Source organism: Novilysobacter longmucuonensis, assembly GCF_046600735.1.
Taxonomy (GTDB): domain Bacteria; phylum Pseudomonadota; class Gammaproteobacteria; order Xanthomonadales; family Xanthomonadaceae; genus Novilysobacter_A; species Novilysobacter_A longmucuonensis.
The window spans coordinates 88,103-114,051 of the sequence record NZ_JBJMAW010000005.1 but is presented as its reverse complement, the minus strand read 5'-3'; the positions used below and the strand labels follow the sequence as shown (position 1 = coordinate 114,051).

Sequence of the window (25,949 nt, the reverse complement as noted above, 5' to 3'; positions counted from 1 at the left end):
GACGCAATCCGGTGGCGATCATGCCGGGGGCCATGTTTTAGCAGGTCAGGCGCAACAGGCCGTGCACGGCGGTTGGGGCTGGCGCAGGTCAGTCGGCGCCCGGTCGAGCCGGGTGCGCCGTCCACCGGCGTCAGAGGATCGCCTGCAGCTCCACATCGAACACCAACGTGGCATTGGGCCCAATGGGGCCGCCCGGGGTTCCGCGGGCACCGTAGCCCAGCTCGCCCGGCACCCAGAAACGGTACTTGGCACCGACCGGCATCATCGCCACGCCTTCGGTCCAGCCGGCGATGACTTGGTTCAACGCGAACTCCGCCGGCTGCCCGCGCTCGTAGGAACTGTCGAACACGGTGCCGTCGAGCAGGGTGCCTTGATAGTTCACGCGGACCCGGTCGGTCGCTGTCGGCATCGGGCCAGAGCCCTGGCGCAGCACCATGTACTGCAGGCCGGAGCCGGTGGTGAAGACGCCCTTGACGCTCTTGTTCTTGGCCAGGAACGCCTCGCCTTCGGCCTGGTTGGTCTCCGCGGCGGCCTGGGCCTGCGCTTGGGCGCGGGCCTGCGCCTGCTGGGAGAAATCGCTCAGGACGCTCTGCATCTCCTCCTCGGTCAGCAGGGTCTGCTGGCCCGACAGCTGTGCCCGCACCGCCTGCACCAGCACGGAAAGCTCAATGGCATCCTTGATCTGCAGCAATGAGCGGCCCACCATCAGGCCCCCGACGAGATAGCCGACCTTGTCCGGCGACACGCTCGGCAGCGGAGCGGCTGCATCCGCCGATCCGGTGACGCCATCGCGCGCCATGACCCGCGCGCGCAGCGCCTGATCGGTTTCACGGGCTTCGGCTTCGCTCAGCAACGGCTCGCCTCCGTCGAAGGCATTGCGGATGCCACGCTCGAACGCCGCCAGGTCCATGTCCGGACCGACTGGCTTGATCGAGCTGCCCACATCCATGCCGATGGCGTAGCTGACCCGCTCCTTTTCGTTGTCGAGCGCGGTTTTTTCCTGGGCGATGGCCGAAGCCCCAATCAGCGCCGCCGCGGTGGTCAGCATCACGGCGATGCCGCGCACGAAAGCCTTCATCCGGAACTACTCCTGTGATCTCTGGATATGACCGGGACATCGGCCCAACAGCGGCCGATCCCGGTAGACGGACCCGCTCGCGCCACGGTAGTGCGACGCGAAGCGGGCCATTGTCGCGGCACCACGCGGCCGCGGCAATCGCAGTTGCCAAAGCCCCGTTCAGCATGCGTCGAGGGCGCTAGTCATCGCGGCGGCGCCCGCGGCCGTTGCAGGAGCGCGCCGTGCGGGGCGGGTCTGGGCGCGATCGCCGCCGCATGTGCCGCCCGGTCACACCACGCGTTCCACCGGCATGGCCGCTCCCGCACACCCATGACTTCAGTTGGGTACCCGGCCCCACCCAAGGGTATTGACGCGCCGAAACTAGGTGTTATAGTCACCTACAACACCGGTTTAGCAATCAGCAGGATGACCCCATGAACCGCAAGCTGCACAATTCTCTGACCGCCTTGATGGCAAGCGCCGCCGTGCTGGTGCTGGGCCTGGTCGCAGCCACTCCGGCCGCGCCCTCAGGCAACGAAGTCGGCACGCAGCCGATCACGTACGAAGCCCCGGCACCGGCCAGCGGCTTCGACCAGCTCACCGCCGTCGCCCGGGCAGAAGCCGCCGCGACCGTCATCCGCGCCGATCTTTCCGAGATCGACACCCTGGCCGACGCCGCCGCGCTGACCGCCGAACTGGCGGCTGCCGCTGCACTCGCGGCCGCGTTCCAGCAGGCCTCCTCGGCGCCACAGGACAGTGGCGACCAGGTTCCATCGCACCCGCCACGCAAGACCACGCGCCGTAACCGGCAGACCCTCGTCATGCCTTTTTTCTCATTCGCACCGCGGGGTTGACTCGATGACCGCTATCCAATGGAGCGATGGCGCTCCAATCTACCGCCAGCTGAAGGAACGCGTCGTGGCAATGATGCTCGACGGCATCCTCAAGCCCGGCGATGCCCTGCCCTCGGTAAGGCAGGTCGCCGCCGAGTATCAGCTCAACCCCATCACCGTCTCGCGCGCCTACCAGGAGTTGGCGGACGAGGCCCTTGTCGAAAAACGTAGAGGATTGGGCATGTACGTGACCGAAGAAGCCGCCAGGAAGCTGCTAGTCAACGAGCGCGAACGATTCCTGACCGAAGAGTGGCCGCTGGTGCTGGAGCGCATCCTGCGACTCGGGCTCAGTGCCGAAGAGTTGCTGAAGGTGGCCCCGGCCCAGGCAGGTGCACGATGAATGCCCCGCTCGATACCGCCCCCAAGGCCGACACCGCGCTTGCCTCCGCACCGGTGATCCGTGCCCGCGGCCTGCGCAAGGCCTACAGGAACAAGCTGGCGCTGGACGACGCCGCGTTCGACATCCCCGCCGGCCGCATCATCGGCCTGATCGGTCCCAACGGCGCCGGCAAGACCACCGCGCTGAAGGCGATCCTCGGGCTGATCCCGTACCAGGGCGAGCTCAGTGTGCTCGGCCGTGACCCCTGCACCCAGCGCGACGAGCTGATGCGTGATGTCTGCTTCATCGCCGACGTCGCGGTGCTGCCGCGCTGGATCCGGGTGCGCGAGGCGATCGAGTTCGTCGCCGGCGTGCATCCGCGCTTTGACCGGGCCCGTTGCGAGCGATTCCTCGCCGGCACCCAGCTCAAGCCGCAGATGCGCGTGCGCGAGATGTCCAAGGGCATGATCGTGCAACTGCACCTGGCGCTGGTGATGGCGATCGACGCCAAGCTGCTGGTGCTCGACGAGCCCACCCTCGGCCTGGACATCCTGTACCGCAAGCAGTTCTACCAGCGCCTGCTGGAGGACTACTTCGACGAGGAAAAAACCATCCTAGTCACCACCCACCAGGTCGAGGAAATCGAGCACATCCTCACCGACCTGATGTTCATCCAGAACGGCAAGGTCGTGCTCGATACCGAGATGGACACCCTGGGCGAGCGGTTCGTCGAGGTACTGGTCAACCCCGACCAGGCCGAGCAAGCTCGTGCGCTCGGTCCACTGGACGAACGCGCCCTGCCCTTCGGCAAGACCGTGATGCTGTTTGACGGCGTGCCGGCCGAGCGGCTGTCCGGCCTCGGCGAAACCCGCACCCCCGGCCTGGCCGATTTGTTCGTGGCCACCATGAAAGGGACCTACGCATGAACGCGCTCGACACCACCGCCCAGGCCGCCCCGCGCGCCGCTGCGCAGCCCGTCCACCCGACCCACAAGTTCAAGCTGCTGCTCAAGCGCGAGTACTGGGAGCACAAGGGCGGCTTCCTGTGGGCGCCGCTGATCGCCGGCGGCATTTCCCTGCTGTTGACGCTGATGGCGATCGTGGTGGCCCTGATCGCCGCCCGGCGCGCGATCGGCGAAGGCAGCTTCGAGGTTGATGGGGTGACCATCAACGGCCTGGACCTGGCCCAGCTCACCAGCCAGCTCGGTCCCGAGGAGATGGACCAGTTTGTCGCGGGCATCAACCTCACGTTGTTCATGAGCTCGGTATGGCCCTTCATCGTGCTCGCGTTCGTGGCGTTCTTCTATTGCCTCGGCGCGCTGTACGACGAGCGCAAGGACCGCAGCGTGCTGTTCTGGAAGTCGTTGCCGTTGTCGGACAGTCAGACCGTGCTGTCGAAGGTCGTGAGCGTCGGACTGGTCGCCCCGGCGCTGGCGACGATAGCGGCGGTGGCCACCATGCTTGTCTTCGCCTTGATGATCAGCGTGGTGGTGATGCTGCACGGCGGCAACGCGTGGACCATGGTGTGGGGGCCGTCCAGTCCGCTCACCATCATCGGCGGACTCATTGCGGCGATTCCGGTCTACGCGCTATGGGCGATGCCGACCATCGGCTGGCTGCTGCTGTGCTCGGCCTTCGCCCGCAGCAAGCCGTTCCTGTGGGCGATCATGGTGCCGCTGTTCGCCGGCATCTTCGTGACCTGGTTCGACCTGATGCAGCTGTTCGACCTCGGAGCCTCGTGGTTCTGGGCCAACATCGTCGGGCGCCTGTTGCTCGGCACGGTCCCGGGCCTCGAGCTGCTCTACCGCGACGGGGTGGGCGAGCCCGGTGACTTCGAGCACTCCGCAGACCTGCTCCACCTGCTGTCGGCCAACAACACCCTTGCCACCCTGGCGATGCCGGAGTTGTGGATCGGCGTGATCGTCGGCGCGGCGATGATCCTCGGTGCGATCCGCCTGCGCCGCTGGCGGGATGAGGGGTGAGGCAGGCCGCTTGCGCGGCACTGCCGCGCGGCCTGCCGAACGCCCGGCCATGGATGGCCGGGCAGGAGTATCCCAAGCCGGCGAAGTGGCGCCATGGACGGCAACGCCGAACCTTGCGCCACGCACTTCCGCGCGGCGGGCCTGTTCCCCGGCCAGGTTCCGGACCGCCCCCGCCTACCGCAACTCTCACGAGAGGACAACACGATGCGCACCTTCATTTTTGCCTGCCTGCTGCTGGCGCCGCTGGCCGCTGCGGCCCAGGACACGCACTGCAAGCATGCGCAGCCGCGCGAGCTGCAGCTCGACCTCGCCGGGGTGGAGACGGTCGTGTTCGAGGTCGGCCCTCACCGGCTCGACCTGCGGGGCGCGGCCGGCGCCGCCGGTAACCTGCAGGGACGCGCCTGTGCCTCGCAGGCCAACTACCTGCAGCAACTCACGTTGACCCAGCGCAAGAGCGGCGACCGGCTGCTCGTGCGCCTGCATCGCGAGGGTTTGTCGAATGGCTCCATCAACAACCTGGGCGAGCTGCGCGACTTCGTGTTCGGCAGCAACCATGCTCATCTGGAGCTGACCGGCGATATCCCCGATCACGTCCGGGTGGAACTCGACGTCGGATCAGGTGACGCCTCGGTCCGCGGCGTCGCGGCGGCTGCGCTCGATGTCGGCTCCGGCGATGTGGAGGCGCGCGACATCCATGGACTGGTGACGGTCGCGGTCGGCTCGGGCGATGCCGACATCCACGATGTCGGCTCGCTGCGGGTGAGCTCGCTCGGTTCCGGTGACCTGCTCGCCCGCCGCGTGAACGGCGACGCCAGCATGGGCAGCATCGGCTCCGGCGATGCGGAACTGCGGGAGGTCGCGGGCAAGGTCGAGATCGGCAGCATCGGATCGGGCGATGCGACGCTGGTGGACGTGACCGGCGACGTCGCGCTCGACAGCGTCGGATCGGGCGACTTGCAAGTGCGCAACGCCCGCGGCGCCCTGCGCGTACGGTCGATTGGCAGCGGCGATGTCGACCACAGCGGAGTGGACGGCACGGTGAGCCTGCCGCGTGGGCATTGACCGCGCCGCCACGGCCGCGTGCTCGGCCTATCTGTAGGAGCGGCGTGAGCCGCGATCCAAAACCGGCGCGGGCGACCCACACCCACGATAGCGGCTGAAGCCGCTCCTACACCGTCACGTGCAGCGTCTACTTCTGGATACCGCCGCGGGTCAGCGCCGCCGGGTCCAGCAGCCTGCGCAGCTCGTCGCGTGCCATGCCGGTCGCCTCCACCGCCACGTCCAGCACCGGCCGGCCCTCGCGGTATGCCTGCTTGGCAATCGCGGCCGCCTTCTCGTAGCCGATCACCGGGTTGAGCGCGGTCACCAGGATCGGATTGCGCTCCAGCGCCTCGCCGACCCGTTCGCGGCGTATCTGCAAACCGGCGATCGTGTCGTCGGCCAGCAAGCGCATGGCATTGCCGAGCAGCCGGATCGAGTCGAGCAGATCGTGGGCGATCAGCGGCAGCATCACGTTGAGCTGGAAATTGCCGCTCTGCCCGGCAATGGTTATAGCGGTGTGGTGGCCCATCACCTGCGCGCAGACCATCGCCACCGCCTCCGGGACCACCGGGTTGACCTTGCCGGGCATGATCGAGCTGCCCGGCTGCAACGCGGGCAGCTCGATTTCGCCCAGGCCCGCCAAGGGGCCGGAGTTCATCCAGCGCAGGTCATTGGCGATCTTCATCAGCGCCACCGCCAGCACGTTGAGTTGGCCGGAGAGTTCAACGGCATCGTCCTGAGCGGCCAGACCTTCGAACTTGTTTTCGGCCGATTCGAAGCGGACCTTCGACAGCGATGACAACGACTTGGCCATCGCCTTGCCGAAGCGCGGGTCGGCGTTGATGCCGGTGCCGATCGCGGTGCCACCGATCGGCAGGCGCCGCAGCCGCTTGAGGCTGTCCTCGATCCGCGCCTGCGCGGAGGTCAGTTGCGCCGACCACGCGCCGAACTCCTGCGCGAACGTCAGCGGCATCGCGTCCATCAGGTGGGTGCGGCCGGTCTTGGTGATCTTGCCAAGCGATTTCGCGCGGCGGTCGATGGTCCGGCGCAGGTGCTTCAGCGCAGGCAGCAACGCTTCGAGCACCGCCAGCTGCGCCGACACCCGGATCGCGGTGGGCACCACGTCGTTGGAGCTCTGGCCGAGGTTGACGTGGTCGTTGGGGTGGACCTTCGCGCGGCCGGTTCGGGCCGCCAATGCGGCGATCACCTCGTTGGCATTCATGTTGCTCGAGGTGCCCGAGCCGGTCTGGAACACATCGATTGGAAACTGCCCGTCGTGCGCGCCATCGGCAACCGCCAGTGCGGCCTTGCGGATCGACTGGGCCACGCCCTTGCCCAGCAGGCCGAACCCGCCATTGACCTCGGCCGCCGCGGCCTTGACCAGCCCGAGCGCGCGGATGAACTCGCGTGGCATCGGCTGGCCCGAGATCGGGAAGTTGTCGACCGCGCGCTGGGTCTGCGCGCCCCATAGCGCATCCGCGGGCACCTGCAGCTCGCCCATGCTGTCGTGTTCGGTGCGGTAATCCTGTGTGGCCATGGTGCCTCCTGATGTCGCACCCGAGCATACGCCGCCCGCCATCACGCTCTTGTAGGAGCGGCTTCAGCCGCGATCCGGGGTCGGCACGAACGATGAATCATCCGATCGCGGCTGAACCCGCTCCTACAAGGACCGGGGCGTCCACGTAGAATGTGCGACTGCCTCCAACACGCCGTCACCATGTCCGCCACCATCGAATCCCAACTGCTCGCCCTGTCCCCTCTCGATGGCCGCTATGCCGGCAAGGTCGATTCGTTGCGGCCGATCTTTTCCGAGTTCGGCCTGATCAAGGCCCGGGTCAAGGTCGAGGTCGAATGGTTGCTGGCGCTGGCCGATGAGCCGGCCATCGTCGAGCTCGAGCCTTTCAGCGACGCTGCCACCGCGCGCCTGCGCGCACTGGCCGACGAGCTGTCGGTGCAGGACGCAGCCCGGGTCAAGGAGATCGAACGCACCACCAACCACGACGTCAAGGCAGTCGAATACCTGATCAAGGAGCGGCTCGCCGACGACAGCGAGCTCGGCCCGGCGCTGGAGTTCGTGCACTTCGCCTGCACCAGCGAGGACATCAACAATCTCAGCTACGCACTGATGCTGAGCCAGGCGCGCCAGTTCGTGCTGCTGCCCAGGCTCGATCAGTTGATCCAGGCGCTGCGTGCGATGGCGCACCAGCACGCCGAATTGCCGATGCTTTCGCGCACGCACGGCCAGACCGCGTCCCCGACCACGGTCGGCAAGGAAATCGCCAACGTGGTCGCGCGCCTGAAGCGCCAGGGCGAGACGCTGGCTGCCGCGCCGATGTGCGGCAAGATCAACGGCGCGGTCGGCAACTACAACGCCCACCTCGCCGCCTATCCGGAAGTCGACTGGGAGGCGTTCTCGCAGCGTTTCGTGCACTCGCTGGGTCTGGACTGGCAGCCCTACACCACCCAGATCGAGCCCCACGACGGCATCGCCGAGCTCTGCGACGCCCAGCGCCGCATCGACACGATCTGCATCGACCTGTGCCGCGATATCTGGGGCTACATCTCACTTGGATATTTCAGGCAATCGGTCAAGGCCGGCGAAGTCGGCAGCTCGACCATGCCGCACAAGGTCAACCCGATCGATTTCGAGAACGCCGAAGGCAACTTCGGCATCGCCAACGCGCTGTTCGAGCATTTCGCCGCCAAGCTGCCGATCAGCCGCTGGCAACGTGACCTGACCGACTCGACCGTGCTGCGTGCGCTCGGCACCGCGTTCGGCCATGCGCTGATCGGACTTGACGCGCTGCAGCGCGGCCTCGGCAAGCTCAGCGCCAATCCGGAGCGGCTCGCCGCCGATCTCGATGCGTCGTGGGAAGTGCTGGCCGAGGCGGTGCAGACCGTCATGCGCCGCCACGGCCTGCCCAATCCGTACGAGCAACTCAAGGCGCTGACCCGCGGCCAGGGCATCACCGAGCAGTCGATGCGCGAGTTCATCGACTCGCTGGAATTGTCCGACGAGGCCCGCCAGCGGCTGCTCGACATGACGCCTGGCAGCTACACCGGGCTGGCAGCGAAGCTCGCCGGAGCCGTCTGAGCATTCGCGATGAACCTCAACCAGATCACCTTGCCGGCAATCGACGTGGACGCCTCGGTCGCGTTCTACCGCGACATGGGGTTCACCCTGATCGTCGATTCGGCGCCGCGTTACGCGCGCTTCGAATGCCCGCGCGGCGATGCGACGTTTTCGGTGCATCGGGTCGATGCGCTGTCGCCGGACTCGGGGGTGGTGGTGTATTTCGAATGCGATGACCTCGACGCGCGGGTGGCTTCGCTGCAGGCGCGCGGCCTGGTGTTCGATCGGCCGCCCACCGATGAGCGCTGGCTCTGGCGCGAGGCGCGGCTGAAGGACCCGGCCGGCAACGTGCTGTGCCTGTTCCATGCCGGCGAGAACCGGAAGAACCCGCCCTGGCGCGTCGATACCTGATGCAGTTGCCGCAGGAGCGCCCGTGGGCCCAACCGCTTCGCGGAAGTCGTCGCCATCAGGAGCTTCGCGCCCATGGGCGCTCCTACCCAGGCGCGATTCCAGAAATCACGAGATCACGACATGAGCCGGAAGCCCCCCCTTCCCCGTAGTGCCGGGCTTGCCCGGCAGCCGCGAACCCGCAAGCCGGGCGAGCTCGGCTCTACCAAGATCGGACGCGGCGGACCCGCCGGGTCGCCGATCGAAGTGAACGCCGCCGCCCTGCCCCCGCTCGGCATGGCGCCGGCAGACTTCCTGCACGACTACTGGCAGAAGAAGCCGCTGCTGATCCGCAACGCGTTCCCGGATTTCGCCGCGCCCGGCTTCGAGCCGGCCATCTCGCCGGAAGACCTCGCCGGCCTGGCCTGCGAGGAATTCGCGCTGTCGCGGATCGTCGCGCGGGAGCGCAGCGCTTCCCCGCACGACCACGACCGCTGGCTGCTGCGCCACGGTCCGTTCGAGGAAGCGATGTTTCCCGGCATGCCGGACCGCGACTGGACCCTGCTGGTGCAGGACGTCGACAAATGGGACGCCGACGTCGCCGGCGTGCTCGATGCGTTCGGCTTCCTGCCGCGCTGGCGCATCGACGACATCATGGTGTCGTTCGCCGCGCCTGGGGGCTCGGTCGGTGCGCACGTCGACCACTACGACGTGTTCCTGCTGCAGGCGCAGGGGCACCGTCGCTGGCAGATCGACGCCTCGCCCAGCCCCTCGCTGGAGTTCCGCGATGATGCCGAACTGAAGCTGCTGCGCGAGTTCGAGGCCAGCCACGACTGGGTGCTCGGCCCCGGCGACATGCTGTACCTGCCGCCCGGGGTGCCGCACCACGGCGTCGCCGAGGATGCCTGCCTGACGTTCTCGATCGGCATGCGCGCGCCGTCGGCCGCGGAGTTGCTCGGAGATTTCGTCGACACCCTCGCCAGCGAGGCCGACGGGGCGATGCGCTACCGCGACCCGAACCTCGTTCCGCCGGCCGATGCCAGCGAGATCGACGCGGACGCGATGGGCCGGGTAGTCGAGGCGTTGAACGCGCTGCGCATGAACGACCCGGAACGCCTCGGCGACTGGTTTGGACGTTTCATCACCGTGTACCGCAGCGCGGGCGCGGTTGGCGCGCACCCGCACGAGGAGCCGCGCTCGCGCATCGAAATCGAATGGGACCTGCAGCACGGCGGCTCGCTGTGGCGCCACCCGTTCTCGCGCATGGCCTGGCGCAGGGCACAGGCCAGGGCAGGCGGCGGCGCGCGGCTGTATGTCAGCGGCCAGGAGTACCCGCTGCCAGTGCGCGATGCGCAGCGCATCGCCAATGGCGCCACGATCGATGGCGCGAGCTACGCCCGCCTGTCGCAGGCCGGGCGCGACTGCGTAATCGAGCTGCTGGGCAATGGCCACTACCAGTTTGCAGGCGACCAGATGCACCCAGAGGACGGAGAGGGGCGATGAACACCACGCCGGGTTTCAGCGTCGAGGCGGTCGAGTACGAGGCGGCCCTGCCCGATCTGCGCGTCGTGCGCGAGACCGTGTTCGTGCAGGAGCAGAAGGTCCCGATCGAACTGGAATGGGACGAGTTCGACCCAAACTGCCGGCACGTGCTGGCCCGCGACGACAGCGGACGTCCGATCGGCACCGGCCGGCTGACCCCGCAGCGCACCATCGGCCGGATGGCGGTGCTGCCCGACTGGCGCGGGCGCGGCGTGGGCGATGCGCTGCTGCTGGGGCTGCTCGACCAGGCACGCGAACTGGGCTGGCGCGAGTTGTCGCTGCATGCCCAGGCCTCGGCGATCGGCTTTTATGCGCGGCACGGTTTTCTGCCGTACGGCGAGCGTTTCGAGGAGGCCGGCATCGATCACCAGTCGATGGGGATCGTGCTGGATGCGGTGAACCCGGTGGAAACCTGCGATGCGGCAATCGCCGCCGTGCTGGGGGTGATCGCCGGCGTCCGTCGCACGCTGTACATCTACAGCCGTGAGCTCGACCCAAGCCTGCTCGACGACCCGGAGGTCATCGCGGCGCTGCGCCGGCTCGGCACCGGCGATGGCGAGGTGCGGATCCTGCTGCAGGACCCGGCCAGCCCGCAGCGTGCACTGGCGCCGTTGATCGGCCTCGCACAGCGCCTGCCCAGCACGTTCGGCTTCCGCGCCATCGAGGAACCGACCGACCGCGGCTATCCGTCGGCCTACGTGGCCAACGATCTGGGCGGCTACTACTTCCGCCCGCTCGGGCACCGCTTCGACGGGGAAACCCGGCTGGACGGCCCGGCGCGCGCGCGGCAACTGCGCGCCACCTTCGATCCGGTCTGGCAGCGCGCCCGCTGGTGCACCGAGTACCGCGCGCTGGGGATCTGACCCGCGCCGCCGCAACAGGCCCTCTGTAGGAGCGGCCCACGGCCGCGAGCTCTTCGCTCAGGCTGCGGAACAGCCTGGTCATGCAGCAGGACCCCAGCGGCGCGATTGCGGTTCGCCGGTCGCGGGTCGAAAGGCATCGCGGCCATGGGCCGCTCCTACAGGGGTTGCGTCGCGGTCCGTGGAGCCGAGCTGTTCGGCTCCGTGCGGTGCAGCGGAGCAAGCTCCGCCCTACGCTGCCCGCCAGGCCTTTGTAGGAGCGGCCCATGGCCGCGATCGTGTGGCAGGCCGTCGCGCCCATGGGGCGCTTCCTACAGAAGATCCCGAACAAACCGCGCTGTTCCCGCACCGGCACTGGCCGCCGACGGTCGCCCTGCCGCTATAATCGACGGTTCTTGGGCCCATTCATGCGCTGCGCGCGTCGGGATGGCGCTCCGACCTCCCCCTCCGAGTTTCCCGATGCCATCGTGGATAGTCTCCTGAAGCAGTTCTCCCAGTCCTCGCAACTCGGCGCCAACGCCGCCTACATCGAAGACCTGTACGAGCAGTACCTGGTCTCGCCCGACAGCGTGTCGCCGACATGGAAGGCGTATTTCGACGGCTTCAAGGGCCGCGAGGCCGGTGACGTGCCGCATTCGGCCGCCATCGAGAGCATCGTCGCGGCCGGCAAGCGCGCCGCCCACGCTCAGCCCGCCGCGGCCGCCGGCACCGGTGACGAGCGCGAGCGCGGCATCGGCAAGCTGATCACCGCATATCGTTCGCGCGGCCACCTCGGCGCCAACCTCGACCCGCTCGGCCTGCTCGAAAAGCCAGACGCACCCGACCTGGCACTCGGCTTCCATCGACTGTCCCAAAGCGATCTCGGTGCCGAGTTCAGCACCGGCGGCGTGGCCGGCAAACAGCGGATGAAGCTCGGCGACCTGCTCGCGCTGCTCAAGGCGACCTATACCGGCCCGATCGGCGCCGAGTTCATGCACATCACCGACGCCGAGCAGCGCCGCTGGGTGTACGAGCGACTGGAGACCGCCGGCGGCAACTTCGGCCACAGCGACCAGACCAAGCGCCGCATCCTCGAGCGCCTGACCGCGGCCGACGGCCTGGAGCGCTATCTCGGCACCAAGTACGTCGGCCAGAAGCGCTTCTCGCTGGAAGGCGCCGACGCACTGATCCCGCTGCTGGACACCACCATCCGCCGCGCCGGCGAACAGGGCGTGCAGGACATGGTGGTCGGCATGGCCCACCGCGGCCGCCTCAATGTGCTGGTCAACACCCTCGGCAAGCCCGCGCAGCACCTGTTCGACGAGTTCGAAGGCAAGTTCGAGCACATCCACAGTGATCTGGCCCACACCGGCGACGTCAAGTACCACCTGGGCTTCAGCGCGGATGTCGCGACCCCGGGCGGCCCCGTCCACCTGGCGCTGGCGTTCAACCCCTCCCACCTTGAGATCGTCAACCCGGTGGTCGCCGGTTCGGTGCGCTCGCGCCAGAACCGCCGCGGCGACCAGGGCCGCAGCCAGGTGCTGCCGGTGCTGATGCACGGCGACGCCGCGTTCGCCGGCCAGGGCGTGGTGATGGAACTGCTGCAGATGTCGCAGGCGCGTGGTTTCGCGGTCGGCGGCACGCTGCACATCGTGATCAACAACCAGGTCGGTTTCACCACCAGCGAGCGCCAGGACGCGCGCTCCACGTTGTACTGCACCGACGTGGCCAAGATGGTCGGCGCGCCGGTACTGCACGTGAACGGCGACGATCCCGAAGCGGTGGTGTTCTGCGCGCAACTCGCGCTGGATTTTCGCCAGCGGTTCGGCAAGGACGTGGTCATCGACCTGGTCTGCTACCGCCGCCACGGCCACAACGAGGCCGACGAGCCAGCCGCGACCCAGCCGCTGATGTACCAGGTGATCCGCAAGCACAAGGCGCCGCGCGAGCTGTATGCCGAGCAGTTGAAGAGCGAAGGCACCCTCGACGCGGACGACATTAAGGCGATGGTCGATGCGTACCGCGACAAGCTCGATGCCGGCGAGGTCACCACCGAGGTGGTCGAGGTCAAGCCAGACGAGTTCAACGTCGACTGGAGCGGGTTCCTCGAAGGCAAGCTGGGCGATCCGGTCGACACCACGTTCGACCGCGCGCGGCTCGACGAACTCGCCATCGCGATCAACGACGTCCCCGACGAGATCAAGCTGCACGCACGCGTCGCCAAGATCTACCAGGACCGCCGCAAGATGGCCGCCGGCGAACAGGCGGGCGACTGGGGCTTCGCCGAGAACCTGGCGTACGCCACGTTGGTGAGTGAGGGCTACAAGCTGCGTCTGGTCGGCCAGGACAGCGGCCGCGGCACCTTCTTCCATCGCCACGCGATCCTGCACGACCAGGTCGCCGACGCGCCGTACGTGCCGCTGCGCGAACTGGTCGAGAACCCGACCGACGTGACCATCATCGACTCGCTGCTCAGCGAGGAGGCGGTGATGGGCTTCGAATACGGCTATTCGACCGCCGATCCGATGACGCTGGATATCTGGGAGGCGCAGTTCGGCGACTTCGCCAACGGCGCGCAGGTGGTGATCGACCAGTTCCTGTCCTCTGGCGAGGCCAAGTGGGGCCGCCTGTGCGGGCTGGCGCTGCTGCTGCCGCACGGCTACGAAGGCCAGGGCCCGGAGCACAGCTCGGCGCGGCTGGAGCGCTTCCTGCAGTTGTGCGCGCTCGACAACATGATGGTCTGCGTGCCGACCACGCCGGCGCAGGCGTACCACATGATCCGCCGGCAGATGCATATGGCCACGCGCAAGCCGCTGGTGGTGATGACGCCCAAGTCGCTGCTGCGCCACAAGCTGGCGGTGTCCTCGCTGGACGAGCTGGCCCTGGGCGGATTCCAGGAGCTGATCCCGGACACCAACGCCGACATCAAGAAGGTCAAGCGCGTGGTGGTGTGTTCGGGCAAGGTCTACTACGACCTGCTCGAGGAAACGCGGAAGCAGGAGCAGGAGGATGTGGCACTGGTGCGCGTCGAGCAGCTCTACCCGTTCCCGCGCGAGGCGCTCGCCGCCGAACTCAAGCGCTTCGGCGCGGCCAGGGATGTGGTGTGGTGCCAGGAAGAGCCGCAGAACCAGGGCGCGTGGTACCAGATCCGCCACCACCTGAGCTGGTGCCTGCAGTCGAAGCAGTCGCTGCACTACGCCGGGCGCCTGCGCTCGCCGTCACCGGCCGCGGGGCACTTCTCCGACCATGTCGCCGAGCAGAAGCAGCTCATCGCCGATGCCCTGGTCAACCCGCTACGTGGCGAGCACCACACCGAATGACGCCTGTCATTCCGGACACAGTGAGGAACCTGCTGTTCGGCCAGTCACGCGACACCAGATTCCTCATGCAGCCGGTCCCGAGTTTTTCGATGGGTTCGGAACGACATCCTTCAATCTAGGACGACACCCCATGAGCACCGAAATCAAAGTCCCGGTCCTGCCCGAATCGGTTTCCGACGCCACCATCGCGACCTGGCACAAGAAGCCCGGCGATGCGGTCGCGCGCGACGAGAACCTGGTGGACCTGGAGACCGACAAGGTCGTGCTGGAAGTGCCCTCGCCGGTCGACGGCGTGCTTGGGGAGATCAAGTTCGAGTCCGGCGCTACCGTGACCAGCGAACAAGTGCTGGCCACCGTCGAAGCCGGCGCCGCGGCCGACAAGAAGCCCGACAAGGACAACGGCCAGACCGATGCCGATGCCGATGCCAAGAACGACGCGGCCACCACCGCCGAGGCCAAGCCGGTGCAGCCCAAGTCCGGCGCGGGCAAGGCCGAGCCGGCCAAGGCGGCCAAGCCGGCATCGAAATCCTCCGGCAGCGACGAGCTGCCGCCGGGCGCGCGCTTCACCGCCAGCAAGGAGGGCATCGACCCGTCGCAGGTCGAGGGCACCGGTCGCAAGGGCGCGGTGACCAAGGAGGACATCGTCAACTACGCCAAGGCCGGCGGCGTCGGCAATGCCTCGGGCGCACGCCCGGAAGAGCGCGTGCCGATGACCCGCATGCGTGCCCGGATCGCTGAGCGCCTGATGCAGTCCAAGAACTCGACCGCCATGCTGACCTCCTTCAACGAGGTCAACCTCGGCAAGGTCATGGCGATGCGCAAGCAGCTGGGCGAGTCGTTCCAGAAGGAACACGGGGTCAAGCTCGGCTTCATGAGCTTCTTCTGCAAGGCCGCCGCCAACGCGCTGCAGAAATACCCGGTGGTCAATGCATCCATCGACGGCAACGACGTGATCTACCACGGCTATACCGATATCTCGATCGCGGTGTCGACCGAGAAGGGGCTGGTCACGCCGGTGCTGCGCAATGTCGAGCGGATGGGCTTTGCCGATGTCGAAAAGGGGATCGACGGTTACGCCCGTTCCGCGCGCGAGGGCGGCCTCAAGCTCGAAGACCTGCAGGGCGGCACCTTCACCATTACCAACGGCGGCACCTTCGGTTCGCTGATGTCGACCCCGATCGTCAACCCGCCGCAATCGGCGATCCTCGGCATGCACACGATCAAGGAACGCGCGATCGTCGACAATGGCCAGGTGATCGCCGCACCGATGATGTACATCGCGCTGAGCTACGACCACCGCATCATCGACGGCAAGGATGCGGTGCTGTTCCTGGTCGATATCAAGAACCAGCTCGAGAATCCGCATCGCATGCTGCTGGGCATGTGATTCGTGTGCCTCCTGTCATCCGGAGGCCCGTTTTTAGCCCCTTCCCCTTCAAGGGGAAGGCTGGGATGGGGATGGGTTTGACCTTGCGTCGCGGCAACGTCTCCGTTCGAAACCCATCCCCACCCTAACCCTCCCCTTGAAGGGGAGGGAACTGGAACAAGGACCTGACAATGAGCGAACAATTCGACGTAATCGTGATCGGCGCTGGCCCGGGTGGCTACGTTGCCGCCATCCGCGCCGCGCAGCTCGGCCTGAAGACCGCGTGCATCGACGCGGCGCTCGGCAAGGACGACAAGCCGGCCCTTGGCGGCACCTGCCTGCGCGTGGGCTGCATCCCGTCGAAGGCGCTGCTCGACAGCTCTCGCCAGTTCCACAATCTCACCCATATGTTCGCCGACCACGGTATCTCGGCCGAGAAGCCGAAGATGGACGTGGGCACCATGATCGGCCGCAAGGACAAGATCGTGAAGCAGTTCACCGGCGGCATCGCGATGCTGTTCAAGGCCAACAAGGTGACTCCTTTCTACGGCTTCGGCACCCTGCACAAAGGCAACCTCGTCAAGGTCAAGCAACACGACGGCTCGGAGGTCGAGCTCAAGGCCGCCAACGTGATCCTCGCCGCGGGGTCCGATTCGATTGAGTTGCCGTTTGCCAAGTTTGACGGTGAGCGCATCGTCGACAACGTCGGCGGGCTGGATTTCGACAAGGTGCCCAAGCGCCTGGGCGTGATCGGCGCCGGCGTGATCGGTCTGGAGCTCGGCAGCGTCTGGAACCGGCTGGGTAGCGAAGTCACCATTCTGGAGGCGCTGCCAGAGTTCCTCGCCGCCGCCGATGCCGACATCGCCAAGGCTGCTGCCAAGGAGTTCAAGAAGCAGGGCCTGGACATCAAGCTCGGCGCCAAGGTCGGCAAGGCCGAAGTCAAGAAGGACGGGGTCCATCTGACCTACAACGACGGCAAGGCCGACCACAAGCTGGTCGTCGACAAGCTGCTGGTGGCAGTCGGCCGCCGCGCCGCGACCAAGGGGCTGCTGGCCGAGGGCACCGAGGTGAAGCTCGACGAACGCGGCATGGTCGAGGTCGACGAGCACAACCACACCGGCGTTGACGGCGTCTGGGCGATCGGAGACTGCGTGCGCGGCCCGATGCTCGCCCACAAGGCCACCGAGGAAGGCATCGCCGTGGCCGAACTGATCGCGGGCCTGCCCGGCCACGTCAACCTCGATACGGTGCCGTGGGTCATCTACACCGAGCCGGAGATCGCCTGGGTCGGCAAGACCGAAAAGCAATGCAAGGACGAGGGCATCCCGGTCAGGACCGGCAGCTTCCCGTTCGCCGCGATCGGTCGCGCCGTCGCGATGAACGAGCCGGCCGGCCTGGTCAAGGTGATCGCGCACGCCGAGACCGACCGCATCGTCGGCATGCACCTGGTCGGCGCCAATGTGTCCGAACTGGTCCACAGCGGCGTGATCGCGATGGAGTTCAACGGCGCCGCCGATGACCTCGCGCGCATCTGCTTCGCGCATCCCACCTTGAGCGAGGCCGTGCACGAAGCGGCGATGTCGGTCGACAAGCGCGCGATCCACAAGGCCAATTGAGGCACGGCGGTACGCCGCCGTCCGACTGGATTCTCTCCGGTCGTAGGAGCGGCTTCAGCCGCGATGCTTTCGATGGAACCGCGTCGACGCACAACCCATCGCGGCTGAAGCCGCTCCTACGAAGACCGGTCATGAAATCGATCTGCGTCTACTGCGGCTCCAACCCCGGCTCCCGCCCGGTCTACGCCGAACGCGCCGTCGCCCTGGGCAGGCGCCTGGCCGAGCAGCGCCTCGCCTTGGTCTACGGCGGCGGCAACGTCGGCCTGATGGGCATCATCGCCGATTCCGTGCTGCAGGCCGGCGGCGAGGTGGTCGGCGTTATTCCCGAACAATTGGTCGGATGGGAAGTGGCGCACCGCGGGGTGACGCGGCTGGAGGTCGTGTCCAACATGCACCAGCGCAAGGCGCGCATGTTCGATCTTGCCGATGGCTTCATCGCCCTGCCCGGCGGTTTCGGCACGCTGGACGAAATGTTCGAGATGCTGACCTGGCGCCAGATCGGCATCGCCGACAAGCCCTGCGCGTTCCTCGACGTCGAAGGCTTTTATGCGCCGCTGATATCCATGATGGACCGCATGGTCGCCGAGCGTTTCCTGCACGCCGAGCAGCGCCGCGACCTGTGGCACGGCGAGGACATCGACGCGCTGCTGGCCTGGATGCGCAACTACGCGCCGGTGCGAGCGGACAAGTGGCTGGACGAAAAGCGGCGCAAGGATTTGCGCTGACGCCAGGCCGCGGCACCGATGCTGCCGTAATCCCGGCGCAGTTGCGCCCATGGTCGAGATGATGGATCGGCGGGTCGACCGGCGATGCCCGCAACCGCACCAGCGCAGCCCGTAACCCGCGACGGCTCCCGCACGCTGCTCGCCTGAGACGCGCCGATCGGCCCGTCGAGGCCACCCGAACAACTGGACCACGGATGCCGCGGGAACCGCCGCTGCCGCGGCTTCCACCGTGTTCTCTCCCCGGTCCGGGGTCGGCGCGGGCCCACTCAAGTTCCATGCCAGGCGGGCAATGTCCGGTCCGCGAACCTCCACGCGTTCCCCCCCCCAAAGAGATCGATCTGGAGACGAGTTGGCAGATTGGTCCCGGCAGTGGTCAGCACGCCATCCGGCTGCATGAGTGGCGCGTCCCTACACGCATGGAGATGCGACATGACAACGCCCCCCCCGCTCGTCCTCGATTTCGACGACGCTCTGGAATCGCCCTCCCCCCACGCCAATGATTTCGGCGGCACGCTGGAAGCGCCTCCCCCTCGCGCTCCTGAGCTCCATGGCGCACGGGAAACGCCGTCCCCGCGCGTCATCGATCTGGACGGTACTCCGGCAACGCCGCCACCCGACGGCAGGCTGGCAGCGCTACCCCCGCTGGTCGTCGACCTCGACGGCACGCTGCTCCGGTCCGATCTCCTGATGGAGACCGGGCTGATGTTCCTGCGCGACCAGCCGTATCGGATGCTCGCGACCCTGCGATGGCTGACCCGTGGTAAAGCGGCGCTGAAGCAGCAGCTGGCCCACGCGACGGAGCTGGACGTTTCCGTCCTGCCTTACGAGACGGCGGTCATCGAGTTCGTCAAGGCCGAACGTGACCGCGGCAGGCGGGTCATTCTGGCTACGGCAAGCCACCTGCGGTTGGCCTCCCGCGTGGCAAAGCACCTCGCGCTCTTCGATGAGGTGATCGCCACCGACGCCGGTCGCAACCTATCAGCCAACACCAAGCGCGACGTGCTGGTGCGGATGTTCGGCAGTGGCGGTTTCGATTACGCCGGGAACTCGCGCGACGATCTGCCAGTATGGGGCGCGGCGCGGCATACCTACGTCGTCAATGCCTCGCCGGCCGTCGAGCGGCGTGCACGGGCGATCGGCAACGTCGCGGAGGTACTGAGTTCCAAGCGGCCGACCATGGGGGACTGGATCAAGGCGCTGCGGGTCCACCAGTGGCTCAAGAACCTGCTGATCTTCGTGCCGCTACTGGCGGCACACCTCTATGCCGAGGTTCCGCTGGTGCTCAGTACGCTGGTGGGCTTCGTGTGCTTCTGCCTGTGCGCATCCAGCGTGTACATCCTCAACGATCTGCTGGACCTGCGCGACGACAGGAAGCACGCCAGCAAACGGTCGCGCCCGTTCGCATCGGGGCGGCTGTCGATCCAGTCGGGGCTCGTCGCCTTTCCGGCGCTGCTCGCCTCCGCCTTCGCGCTCGCGGTCTGGCGGCTGCCACCGGACTTCGCGGTGGGACTGGCTGCGTATTACGCGCTGACGCTTGCCTACTCGATGTCGCTCAAGCGCCGCATGGTCATCGACGTCATCACGCTGGCAGGGCTCTATACGATGCGCATCATCGTCGGCGCCCTCGTCCTGGGCATTCCACTGAGCTTCTGGCTGCTGGCGATCTCGATGTTCATTTTCCTGAGCCTCGCCCTGGTGAAGCGTTATGCCGAGCTCTTCCAGGTACGTGCCCATGGAAGCAGGAAAATGGCCAGCGGGCGTGGCTACTACCCGGACGACCTGCAGATCATCGCTTCGCTGGGTGCGGCCGCCGGCTACATGGCCGTCATGGTGCTGGCGCTCTACATCAACGATGCCGGCACCGCGCAGCACTACAGGCACCAGCAGCTGATTTGGTTCGCCTGCCCGTTGCTGCTCACCTGGATCAGCCGCGTCTGGATGCTGGCCCATCGCGGCGAGATGAACGAGGACCCGGTCATCTTCGCCGTCAAGGACCGGATCAGTGTCTCCATCGGTGCGCTGCTCGCGCTGGTGTTCTGGGCTGCGGCATGAGTACCGCTCGACTGCTTTCATGGGGTAAGCATCCGCGCTTTCCGCAGCTTCCCACGAGCTGCAACTGGCGTGATGAGTTGTCCCGCAAGCTGGCGCAGGCAAGGCAGGCACAAGGCACCACGCTGCCCTATGGGGCGGGCCTGAGCTACGGTGACAGTTGCCTGGCCGCCAGCGACCATGTGCTCCACATGCGGCCGCTGGATCGCTTCATCAGCGCCGACTGGTCTGCCGGCGTACTTGTGGCCGAGGCAGGGGTCACGCTCGAGGACATCCTCTCGGTGGCGATCCCCCGGGGGTGGTTCCTGCCGGTTACGCCGGGGACCAAGTACATCACGCTGGGCGGTGCGATCGCCAACGATGTCCATGGCAAGAACCACCACCGCCGGGGCACCTTCGGCCGCCACGTCCGACAGCTTGGACTGCTCCGCTCCGATTCGGGGCATCAGGTCTGCTCTCCCGGGAGCGAGGCTGGACTGTTCAATGCGACGGTCGGCGGCCTGGGCCTGACCGGACTGATCGAATGGGCCGAGATCCAGCTCGTGCCGATACGCTCCAGCCAGATCGACCGTGTCACGCAGCGCTTCGGCGACCTCGATGAATTCTTCGCGCTCTCGGCCGAGCTCGACCACAAGCACGAATTCTGCGTCGCGTGGATCGACTGCGCCGCCACCGGCAACGCCATCGGACGCGGCATCCACATGGCCGGTGATTTCGCCGAGGACGGGCCGCTCGCCGTGGAGAATCCACGCAAGCTCACCGTACCGCTGACGCCTCCGGTGTCGCTGGTCAACGGCCTGATGCTGCGTACCTTCAACGAGCTGCACTGGCGCAAGGCGCCGCGGACGCGCAGCCGGGCGCGGGTGGGCTACGCCCCGTTCTTCTACCCGCTCGACGCGATACTGAAGTGGAACCGCATCTACGGGCCCAAGGGCTTCCAGCAGTACCAGGCGGTGATCCCGGAGGGAGAGGAACGCACCGGCATCCACGCGCTGCTGGCTGCCATCGCCGATTCCAGGGCAGGTTCGTTCCTCGCGGTGCTGAAGCGGTGCGGGCCGGCGCGCTCGCCGGGATTGATCTCGTTCCCATGCTCGGGAACGACGCTCGCCCTGGACTTTCCACAGACCGATCGCCTGGACACCGCCCTGTTTCCGCGGCTCGATGCCATCGTGAGGGCGGCGGGAGGACGAATATACCCGGCCAAGGATGCGCACATGAGCGGGGAAGACTTCCGCAGCAGCTATCCCGGCTGGAGCGAGGTGGAAGCCCTACGCGACCCGGCCTTGCTGTCGCGCTTCTGGGAGCGGGTTACCCGATGAAGAGGGTCCTGATCATCGGCGCGACTTCCGCCATCGCCGGTGCATGCGCCCGGTTGTGGGCAGCAGGGGGCGCGCACCTATTCCTGGTCGGCCGCGACGCCGAAAAGCTCGAGTCACTCGCCGCAGACCTGTCGGTGCGCGGCGCATCGGCTGTGCACCGGCGGCAAATGGACGCCAACGATGTGCCTGCTCACCTGGCGATGGTCGATGCGGCTGTGCAGGCGCTCGGTGGCTTCGACATAGCCCTGGTCGCGCACGGGACCTTGCCCGACCAGGCGGCCTGCCAAGCCGATGCCGATCTGACCCTGCGCGAGTTCACCACCAACGGCACTTCGGTGATCGCCTTGCTGACCGTCCTCGCCAACCAGTTCGAACGCCAGCGCAGCGGCGCGATCGGCGTGATCACCTCGGTAGCCGGCGATCGCGGGCGGCCGAGCAACTACGTCTACGGCAGTGCCAAGGCCGCCGTTTCTGTCTACTGCGAAGGCCTGAGGGCGCGCCTGTTCAAGGCCGGCGTATCGCTGACCGACATCCGTCCGGGTTTCGTGGCAACGCCCATGACTCAGGGCCTGCCGCTGCCGGCCTTGCTGGTGGCCCAGCCCAACACCATTGCCCGGCTGATCGTGGCCGGTATCGAGCGCAGGGCGGACGTGCTCTACGCACCTGCGTTCTGGCTGTACCTGATGATGATCATCCAGGGCATTCCCCGTGCGGTCTTCAAGCGGATGGCGCTGTGACGGCCCCCCTGCCATCAGCGCCGGCCGTGTTGGACAGCACCCAGTCGCTGCCGGGCTGGCACACCCGTGCGGTGGTCGGGTCAATGCTGCTGGCGGCAACTGGCTATCTCGGCTTTGCGCTCTGGAGCGGCTGGCAGGAGGTCTTGGCGGCCATCGGGAAGGTGGGCGTCCTCGGTGTTGCGGCGGCGCTGTCGCTGTCCCTGGCCAACTACGGACTTCGGTTCATCCGCTGGCAGGCATATCTCCGGGCCATGGATCACCCGGTGCCATGGCGGCCGAGCCTGAAGATCTACATCGCCGGGTTCGCACTGACCACCACGCCCGGCAAGGCGGGAGAGGCATTGCGCGGCGTCCTGCTCAAGCGCTTGGGCACGCCCTACCCCACCAGTCTCGCGGCGTTCCTCAGTGAGCGTCTTTCCGATCTGCTGGCGGTGGTCGTACTCACGTTGTTCGGGTTGACGGTGTACCCGATGTCGCAGCCCATGGTCGCTGTCGGCGCCGCCGGCGTCGTGGCAGCGTTCCTGGTGCTATCCAGCCAGGGACTGCTGCAGCGGCTCCACGGCGCTGTCACCGGAACCGCTCGTATCGCGTCGCTGTTGCGCGACGGGTTGCAGGTCCTGCTGCAGGCGCGCCGTTGCCACACACCCGCCCTGCTTGCGGGCGCCACCGGGCTCAGCCTGGTCGCCTGGGCAGCCGAAGCATGGGCTTTCCATCTGATCCTGCAGTGGATGGGGCTGGATGTGCCGCTGGGTTTTGCCGTGTTCGTCTATGCGATATCGATGCTCGCGGGCGCTCTCAGCTTCATGCCGGGCGGCTTGGGTGGGGCCGAATTCGCGATGGTGACGCTCCTCGCGTGGCAGGGGATTCCAGGCCCCGATGCCATCGCGGCGACCGTGCTCATAAGACTGACCACCCTGTGGTTTGCGGTCGGGATCGGCGTTCCGGTCCTTTCATGTTCACTCGATAAATAGGCCCGACTCCGCCGTGGCGTGCTCCGCTGTGGCGTGGCGTCGTCGGACGTGGCAGGCGGTTACGTAAGCTCGCGGGAGTTGATGGCGATGGTTGTCGAGGCGTTAGACGCAACGCGGTGGCGGCCCACGCCCGGATTCATGCGGGGACGGGTTTTCAGCACCGGGATGGAAGGGCGCGTGGCGCTCTGCCTGGTCACGCTGGCCCTGCTCGTGCGCACCATGGCGGCTTTCCTGCTTGCCGATGTGAGTGGCGGCGCTTCGACCTGGGAATACGGCCAGCAAGGTCTCTGCGCGCTACAGACCGACGGCGATCTCTGCATGCGCGATCGCACTGGCGCGCCCTACGCATCGGCTTACATGCCGCCGCTGACCTCGTATCTGTGGCTAGGGCTGTTTTCGCTGCTCGGCGATGGTGCAGGCGCGCGTACGGCGTACATCGCGCTCAATGTCCTGGTGGGCGCGCTCGGCCCCGGTCTACTTTACCTCTTCGCGCGCCGAGCCGGTCTCGGCCGCATTACCGCCGGCGCCGGCGCGCTCGTGTTGTGCTTCTATCCGACGTTCGTGTTCGTCTCGACCACCTATCACGCGACGAACTTCACGGTAGCGTTGTTGCTCGCGTTCGCACTGATACTGGTACGCGCGCTGCGCAGCGGCGAAATCCTGCCGGCGCTCGCCGCCGGTTTGGTCTGCGGCATCGCGGTGCTGACGCGATCGGAGATGCTCCTGGTCGGCGCTGGCGCCGGGCTTCTGCTGCTGTGGCGCTATCGTGTGCACTGGCGCACCGCATTGCTTTCCGCAGCGGCGCTCGCGATCGGGGCAGCACTGGTCGTAACGCCGTGGGCGATACGCAACTACGTGGTGTTCGAGCGCGTGATCCTCGTGGCCAACGCCAATGACTACAACCTGTGGAAGGCGTTCGGCCCCTACGCCCAGGGCTCCGGCAACCAGGTCGGGACCGCGCCGGAAAGCCTCGCCGCCATCGACTCGATCCGCGACGGTGTCCCACTCGGCGATGCGCCCGGCGCGCGCTACGAGAATCGCGTGCAGGATGCGTTCGCCGAAGACACCTCGCGCTTCATGGGCCGGCTCGGTGCCACACACCTGATCACGCTCACCGCACAGAAGGTCGCACTGCTCTGGCTGTTCGACTGGACCGACCCGCTGACACACGGCTTCCTGTACTGGGCGCCCTGGCTTGTCGTGAACGCGTTGGCCGTGGCCGGCGCATTCCTGATGGCTCGCGGGCGCTCCGAGCGTCTGAACGCCGACGGCGCAGCGATCGTGTTTCTTCTGCTTGCGGTGCTCACGTTTTCATATGCCATTTCGGGCGTGCACGCGCGCTATCGCATGCACCTCGAGCCGGTCCTGTTCCTGTTCGCCGGTGTCGCGCTGCAAGCGCTGCTCGCCGCCGTCCGCAGAGCGCGTGCGTGATCCGCTGTCCGTATCCGGTTGCACGAGCTGTTGTTCCGATTCGCATGTCCGGCTCGGTCGGTCGGCCGATCCAGATCGGAGCGGTCCGCATCCGGATATCATCGGGGCTCATCTCCCGAAAAATTCCCGCGTGACCGCAGGTCGGCTCTCCTGAGCCTGCCGAACGGCGGGATGAAGAGCACAGCAATGACGACGCCGACGGCATTCAAGGCATTTCGCATCCACAGCGACGAGGCCGGCTACCGCAGCGGCATCGAGCAGGTTTCGCTCGACGAGCTGGCGCCGGGCGAGGTCGTGATCAGGACCGCGCACTCCTCGGTCAATTTCAAGGACGCGCTGGCCGCTACCGGCGAGGGCAAGATCCTGCGCCGGTTCCCATTGGTCGGCGGCATCGATGTCGCCGGGCACGTGGTCGCCTCAAGTGACGCGAAGTTCAGGGAAGGCGATGCGGTGCTCGTCACCGGCTGCGGCCTCAGCGAGACCCGCGACGGCGGTTACGGCGAATATGCACGGCTCGAGGCGCGCTGGGCCATCCCGCTGCCAAGTGGCCTGACCCTGCGCGAGAGCATGATCCTCGGCACCGCCGGCTTCACCGCGGCGCTGGCGCTGTACCGCATGCTCGACAACCGGCAGGGGCCCGAGCTCGGGCCGCTCGCGGTCACCGGCGCAAGCGGCGGGGTGGGTTCGCTCGCCCTGGACATATTCAGCCGCGCCGGTTTCGAGGTGCACGCGATCAGCGGCAAGGCCGACCAGGCGAGTTACCTGAAGGCCATCGGCGCCAGCGAAGTGCTGGGCCGCGAGGCCCTCGCCACGACCCGGCCGATGGAGACCGCGCGCTTCGGCGGCGGGCTCGACAACGTCGGTGGGCCGATGCTCGCCAGCCTGCTTGCGCAGACCGCGCCCTACGGCAATGTCGCCAGTGCCGGTCTGGCTGCGTCGCACGGGCTCGACGCCACCGTGATGCCCTTCATCATCCGCGGCGTGTCGCTGTTGGGCGTGGCCTCGGCCGGCACTGCGCGCGATATCCGCGAGGCCGTCTGGCAGCACCTGGCCAGCGACTGGAAACCCATGCACCTGGACCGCATCTGCACCCGCGAAGTCGGCCTCGACCAGCTGCCGGAGGTGTTCCCGACCATGCTCGCGGGTGGTTCGATCGGCCGCACCCTGGTGACGATCTGATCGGTCATCACCCTCCCCCGCATGTCCCTGCGGCCGCACCAGTGGTGGCCGTTTGCGGCCACGCGCTGCATCGCTACAATCGGCGGCACGTTTAGGGGAAGACT

21 protein-coding genes are annotated in these 25,949 nt (G+C 67.2%); 19 read left to right on the top strand and 2 right to left on the bottom strand.

The window, feature by feature from the left end; translation table 11 throughout:
• Positions 1–130: 130 nt before the first annotated feature.
• Positions 131–1,078, bottom strand: a complete 948-nt coding sequence (locus ACJQWM_RS07265) for an FKBP-type peptidyl-prolyl cis-trans isomerase (RefSeq protein WP_332703193.1) — start codon at positions 1,076–1,078, stop codon at positions 131–133.
• Positions 1,079–1,491: 413 nt separating this feature from the next.
• Between ACJQWM_RS07265 and ACJQWM_RS07260 the strand changes: the two genes are divergently transcribed.
• The 5 genes from ACJQWM_RS07260 to ACJQWM_RS07240 all read left to right on the top strand — a co-directional run bounded on the left by ACJQWM_RS07260 (position 1,492) and on the right by ACJQWM_RS07240 (position 5,312).
• Positions 1,492–1,911: a hypothetical protein gene (locus tag ACJQWM_RS07260; protein WP_332703195.1), complete on the top strand. Its 420-nt coding sequence runs from the start codon at positions 1,492–1,494 to the stop codon at positions 1,909–1,911.
• A 4-nt stretch (positions 1,912–1,915) separates the two neighbouring features.
• The gene (locus tag ACJQWM_RS07255; RefSeq protein WP_332703197.1) at positions 1,916–2,290 is read left to right on the top strand and encodes a GntR family transcriptional regulator; all 375 of its coding nucleotides are present in this window, start codon (positions 1,916–1,918) and stop codon (positions 2,288–2,290) included.
• Positions 2,287–3,195 carry an ABC transporter ATP-binding protein gene (locus ACJQWM_RS07250; RefSeq protein ID WP_332703199.1) on the top strand — a complete coding sequence of 303 codons (909 nt, stop codon included), beginning with the start codon at positions 2,287–2,289 and terminating at the stop codon, positions 3,193–3,195. The genes ACJQWM_RS07255 and ACJQWM_RS07250 overlap by 4 nt, the downstream gene beginning before the upstream one ends.
• Positions 3,192–4,250 carry a hypothetical protein gene (locus ACJQWM_RS07245; RefSeq protein ID WP_332703201.1) on the top strand — a complete coding sequence of 353 codons (1,059 nt, stop codon included), beginning with the start codon at positions 3,192–3,194 and terminating at the stop codon, positions 4,248–4,250. Before ACJQWM_RS07250 ends, ACJQWM_RS07245 begins: the two co-directional genes overlap by 4 nt.
• A gap of 204 nt (positions 4,251–4,454) precedes the next feature.
• Positions 4,455–5,312 carry a DUF4097 family beta strand repeat-containing protein gene (locus ACJQWM_RS07240; RefSeq protein WP_332703203.1) on the top strand — a complete coding sequence of 286 codons (858 nt, stop codon included), beginning with the start codon at positions 4,455–4,457 and terminating at the stop codon, positions 5,310–5,312.
• 127 nt (positions 5,313–5,439) lie between these two features.
• Here ACJQWM_RS07240 and ACJQWM_RS07235 read toward each other — a convergent pair whose 3' ends face one another.
• Complete coding sequence (locus tag ACJQWM_RS07235; protein WP_332703205.1) at positions 5,440–6,828, bottom strand: class II fumarate hydratase; 1,389 nt, start codon at positions 6,826–6,828, stop codon at positions 5,440–5,442.
• Positions 6,829–7,008: 180 nt separating this feature from the next.
• Here ACJQWM_RS07235 and purB point away from each other — a divergent pair, with 180 nt between their 5' ends.
• From purB to ACJQWM_RS07165, 14 genes are all read left to right on the top strand, one after another.
• Positions 7,009–8,385, top strand: a complete 1,377-nt coding sequence (gene purB / locus ACJQWM_RS07230) for an adenylosuccinate lyase (RefSeq protein WP_332703207.1) — start codon at positions 7,009–7,011, stop codon at positions 8,383–8,385.
• 9 nt (positions 8,386–8,394) lie between these two features.
• Positions 8,395–8,775: a VOC family protein gene (locus ACJQWM_RS07225; RefSeq protein ID WP_332703209.1), complete on the top strand. Its 381-nt coding sequence runs from the start codon at positions 8,395–8,397 to the stop codon at positions 8,773–8,775.
• A 273-nt stretch (positions 8,776–9,048) separates the two neighbouring features.
• On the top strand, positions 9,049–10,254 hold the full coding sequence (locus ACJQWM_RS07220; protein ID WP_332703283.1) for a JmjC domain-containing protein: 1,206 nt from the start codon (positions 9,049–9,051) through the stop codon (positions 10,252–10,254).
• Positions 10,251–11,156 (top strand): GNAT family N-acetyltransferase, encoded by a 906-nt coding sequence (locus ACJQWM_RS07215; protein WP_332703211.1) that lies wholly within the window; start codon positions 10,251–10,253, stop codon positions 11,154–11,156. Before ACJQWM_RS07220 ends, ACJQWM_RS07215 begins: the two co-directional genes overlap by 4 nt.
• Before the next feature lie 464 nt (positions 11,157–11,620).
• Positions 11,621–14,452, top strand: coding sequence for a 2-oxoglutarate dehydrogenase E1 component (locus tag ACJQWM_RS07210; RefSeq protein ID WP_332703213.1), 2,832 nt, complete (start codon positions 11,621–11,623; stop codon positions 14,450–14,452).
• Positions 14,453–14,582: 130 nt separating this feature from the next.
• Positions 14,583–15,839, top strand: coding sequence for a dihydrolipoyllysine-residue succinyltransferase (sucB, locus tag ACJQWM_RS07205; protein WP_332703214.1), 1,257 nt, complete (start codon positions 14,583–14,585; stop codon positions 15,837–15,839).
• A 170-nt stretch (positions 15,840–16,009) separates the two neighbouring features.
• Positions 16,010–17,434 carry a dihydrolipoyl dehydrogenase gene (gene lpdA, locus ACJQWM_RS07200; protein ID WP_332703215.1) on the top strand — a complete coding sequence of 475 codons (1,425 nt, stop codon included), beginning with the start codon at positions 16,010–16,012 and terminating at the stop codon, positions 17,432–17,434.
• Positions 17,435–17,565: 131 nt separating this feature from the next.
• Entirely contained in the window at positions 17,566–18,159 is a 594-nt protein-coding gene (locus ACJQWM_RS07195) for an LOG family protein (protein ID WP_332703216.1), read from the top strand.
• Positions 18,160–18,846: 687 nt separating this feature from the next.
• Positions 18,847–20,211 carry a UbiA family prenyltransferase gene (locus ACJQWM_RS07190; protein WP_411306749.1) on the top strand — a complete coding sequence of 455 codons (1,365 nt, stop codon included), beginning with the start codon at positions 18,847–18,849 and terminating at the stop codon, positions 20,209–20,211.
• The gene (locus tag ACJQWM_RS07185) at positions 20,208–21,527 is read left to right on the top strand and encodes an FAD-binding oxidoreductase (RefSeq protein WP_411306744.1); all 1,320 of its coding nucleotides are present in this window, start codon (positions 20,208–20,210) and stop codon (positions 21,525–21,527) included. Before ACJQWM_RS07190 ends, ACJQWM_RS07185 begins: the two co-directional genes overlap by 4 nt.
• Entirely contained in the window at positions 21,524–22,264 is a 741-nt protein-coding gene (locus ACJQWM_RS07180) for an SDR family oxidoreductase (protein WP_332703220.1), read from the top strand. Before ACJQWM_RS07185 ends, ACJQWM_RS07180 begins: the two co-directional genes overlap by 4 nt.
• A 29-nt stretch (positions 22,265–22,293) precedes the next feature.
• A complete protein-coding gene (locus tag ACJQWM_RS07175) occupies positions 22,294–23,235 on the top strand; it encodes a lysylphosphatidylglycerol synthase transmembrane domain-containing protein (protein ID WP_332703222.1) in 942 nt (313 codons plus the stop codon).
• A gap of 81 nt (positions 23,236–23,316) precedes the next feature.
• Complete coding sequence (locus ACJQWM_RS07170) at positions 23,317–24,666, top strand: glycosyltransferase family 39 protein (protein WP_411306743.1); 1,350 nt, start codon at positions 23,317–23,319, stop codon at positions 24,664–24,666.
• 186 nt (positions 24,667–24,852) lie between these two features.
• Entirely contained in the window at positions 24,853–25,845 is a 993-nt protein-coding gene (locus tag ACJQWM_RS07165; protein WP_332703226.1) for a YhdH/YhfP family quinone oxidoreductase, read from the top strand.
• Positions 25,846–25,949: the final 104 nt, after the last annotated feature.

Excerpts from the sequence above, each read along its gene's own strand:
- purB (WP_332703207.1), top strand. The coding sequence starts at position 7,009 with ATGTCCGCCACCATCGAATCCCAACTGCTCGCCCTGTCCCCTCTCGAT.
- ACJQWM_RS07185 (WP_411306744.1), top strand. The coding sequence starts at position 20,208 with ATGAGTACCGCTCGACTGCTTTCATGGGGTAAGCATCCGCGCTTTCCG.
- ACJQWM_RS07190 (WP_411306749.1), top strand. The coding sequence starts at position 18,847 with ATGGAGACCGGGCTGATGTTCCTGCGCGACCAGCCGTATCGGATGCTC.
- ACJQWM_RS07215 (WP_332703211.1), top strand. The coding sequence starts at position 10,251 with ATGAACACCACGCCGGGTTTCAGCGTCGAGGCGGTCGAGTACGAGGCG.
- ACJQWM_RS07255 (WP_332703197.1), top strand. The coding sequence starts at position 1,916 with ATGACCGCTATCCAATGGAGCGATGGCGCTCCAATCTACCGCCAGCTG.
- ACJQWM_RS07250 (WP_332703199.1), top strand. The coding sequence starts at position 2,287 with ATGAATGCCCCGCTCGATACCGCCCCCAAGGCCGACACCGCGCTTGCC.
- ACJQWM_RS07195 (WP_332703216.1), top strand. The coding sequence starts at position 17,566 with ATGAAATCGATCTGCGTCTACTGCGGCTCCAACCCCGGCTCCCGCCCG.
- ACJQWM_RS07245 (WP_332703201.1), top strand. The coding sequence starts at position 3,192 with ATGAACGCGCTCGACACCACCGCCCAGGCCGCCCCGCGCGCCGCTGCG.
- ACJQWM_RS07220 (WP_332703283.1), top strand. The coding sequence starts at position 9,049 with ATGGCGCCGGCAGACTTCCTGCACGACTACTGGCAGAAGAAGCCGCTG.
- ACJQWM_RS07240 (WP_332703203.1), top strand. The coding sequence starts at position 4,455 with ATGCGCACCTTCATTTTTGCCTGCCTGCTGCTGGCGCCGCTGGCCGCT.
- sucB (WP_332703214.1), top strand. The coding sequence starts at position 14,583 with ATGAGCACCGAAATCAAAGTCCCGGTCCTGCCCGAATCGGTTTCCGAC.
- ACJQWM_RS07265 (WP_332703193.1), bottom strand. The coding sequence starts at position 1,078 with ATGAAGGCTTTCGTGCGCGGCATCGCCGTGATGCTGACCACCGCGGCG.
- ACJQWM_RS07180 (WP_332703220.1), top strand. The coding sequence starts at position 21,524 with ATGAAGAGGGTCCTGATCATCGGCGCGACTTCCGCCATCGCCGGTGCA.
- ACJQWM_RS07260 (WP_332703195.1), top strand. The coding sequence starts at position 1,492 with ATGAACCGCAAGCTGCACAATTCTCTGACCGCCTTGATGGCAAGCGCC.
- ACJQWM_RS07225 (WP_332703209.1), top strand. The coding sequence starts at position 8,395 with ATGAACCTCAACCAGATCACCTTGCCGGCAATCGACGTGGACGCCTCG.
- lpdA (WP_332703215.1), top strand. The coding sequence starts at position 16,010 with ATGAGCGAACAATTCGACGTAATCGTGATCGGCGCTGGCCCGGGTGGC.
- ACJQWM_RS07165 (WP_332703226.1), top strand. The coding sequence starts at position 24,853 with ATGACGACGCCGACGGCATTCAAGGCATTTCGCATCCACAGCGACGAG.
- ACJQWM_RS07170 (WP_411306743.1), top strand. The coding sequence starts at position 23,317 with ATGGCGATGGTTGTCGAGGCGTTAGACGCAACGCGGTGGCGGCCCACG.
- ACJQWM_RS07235 (WP_332703205.1), bottom strand. The coding sequence starts at position 6,828 with ATGGCCACACAGGATTACCGCACCGAACACGACAGCATGGGCGAGCTG.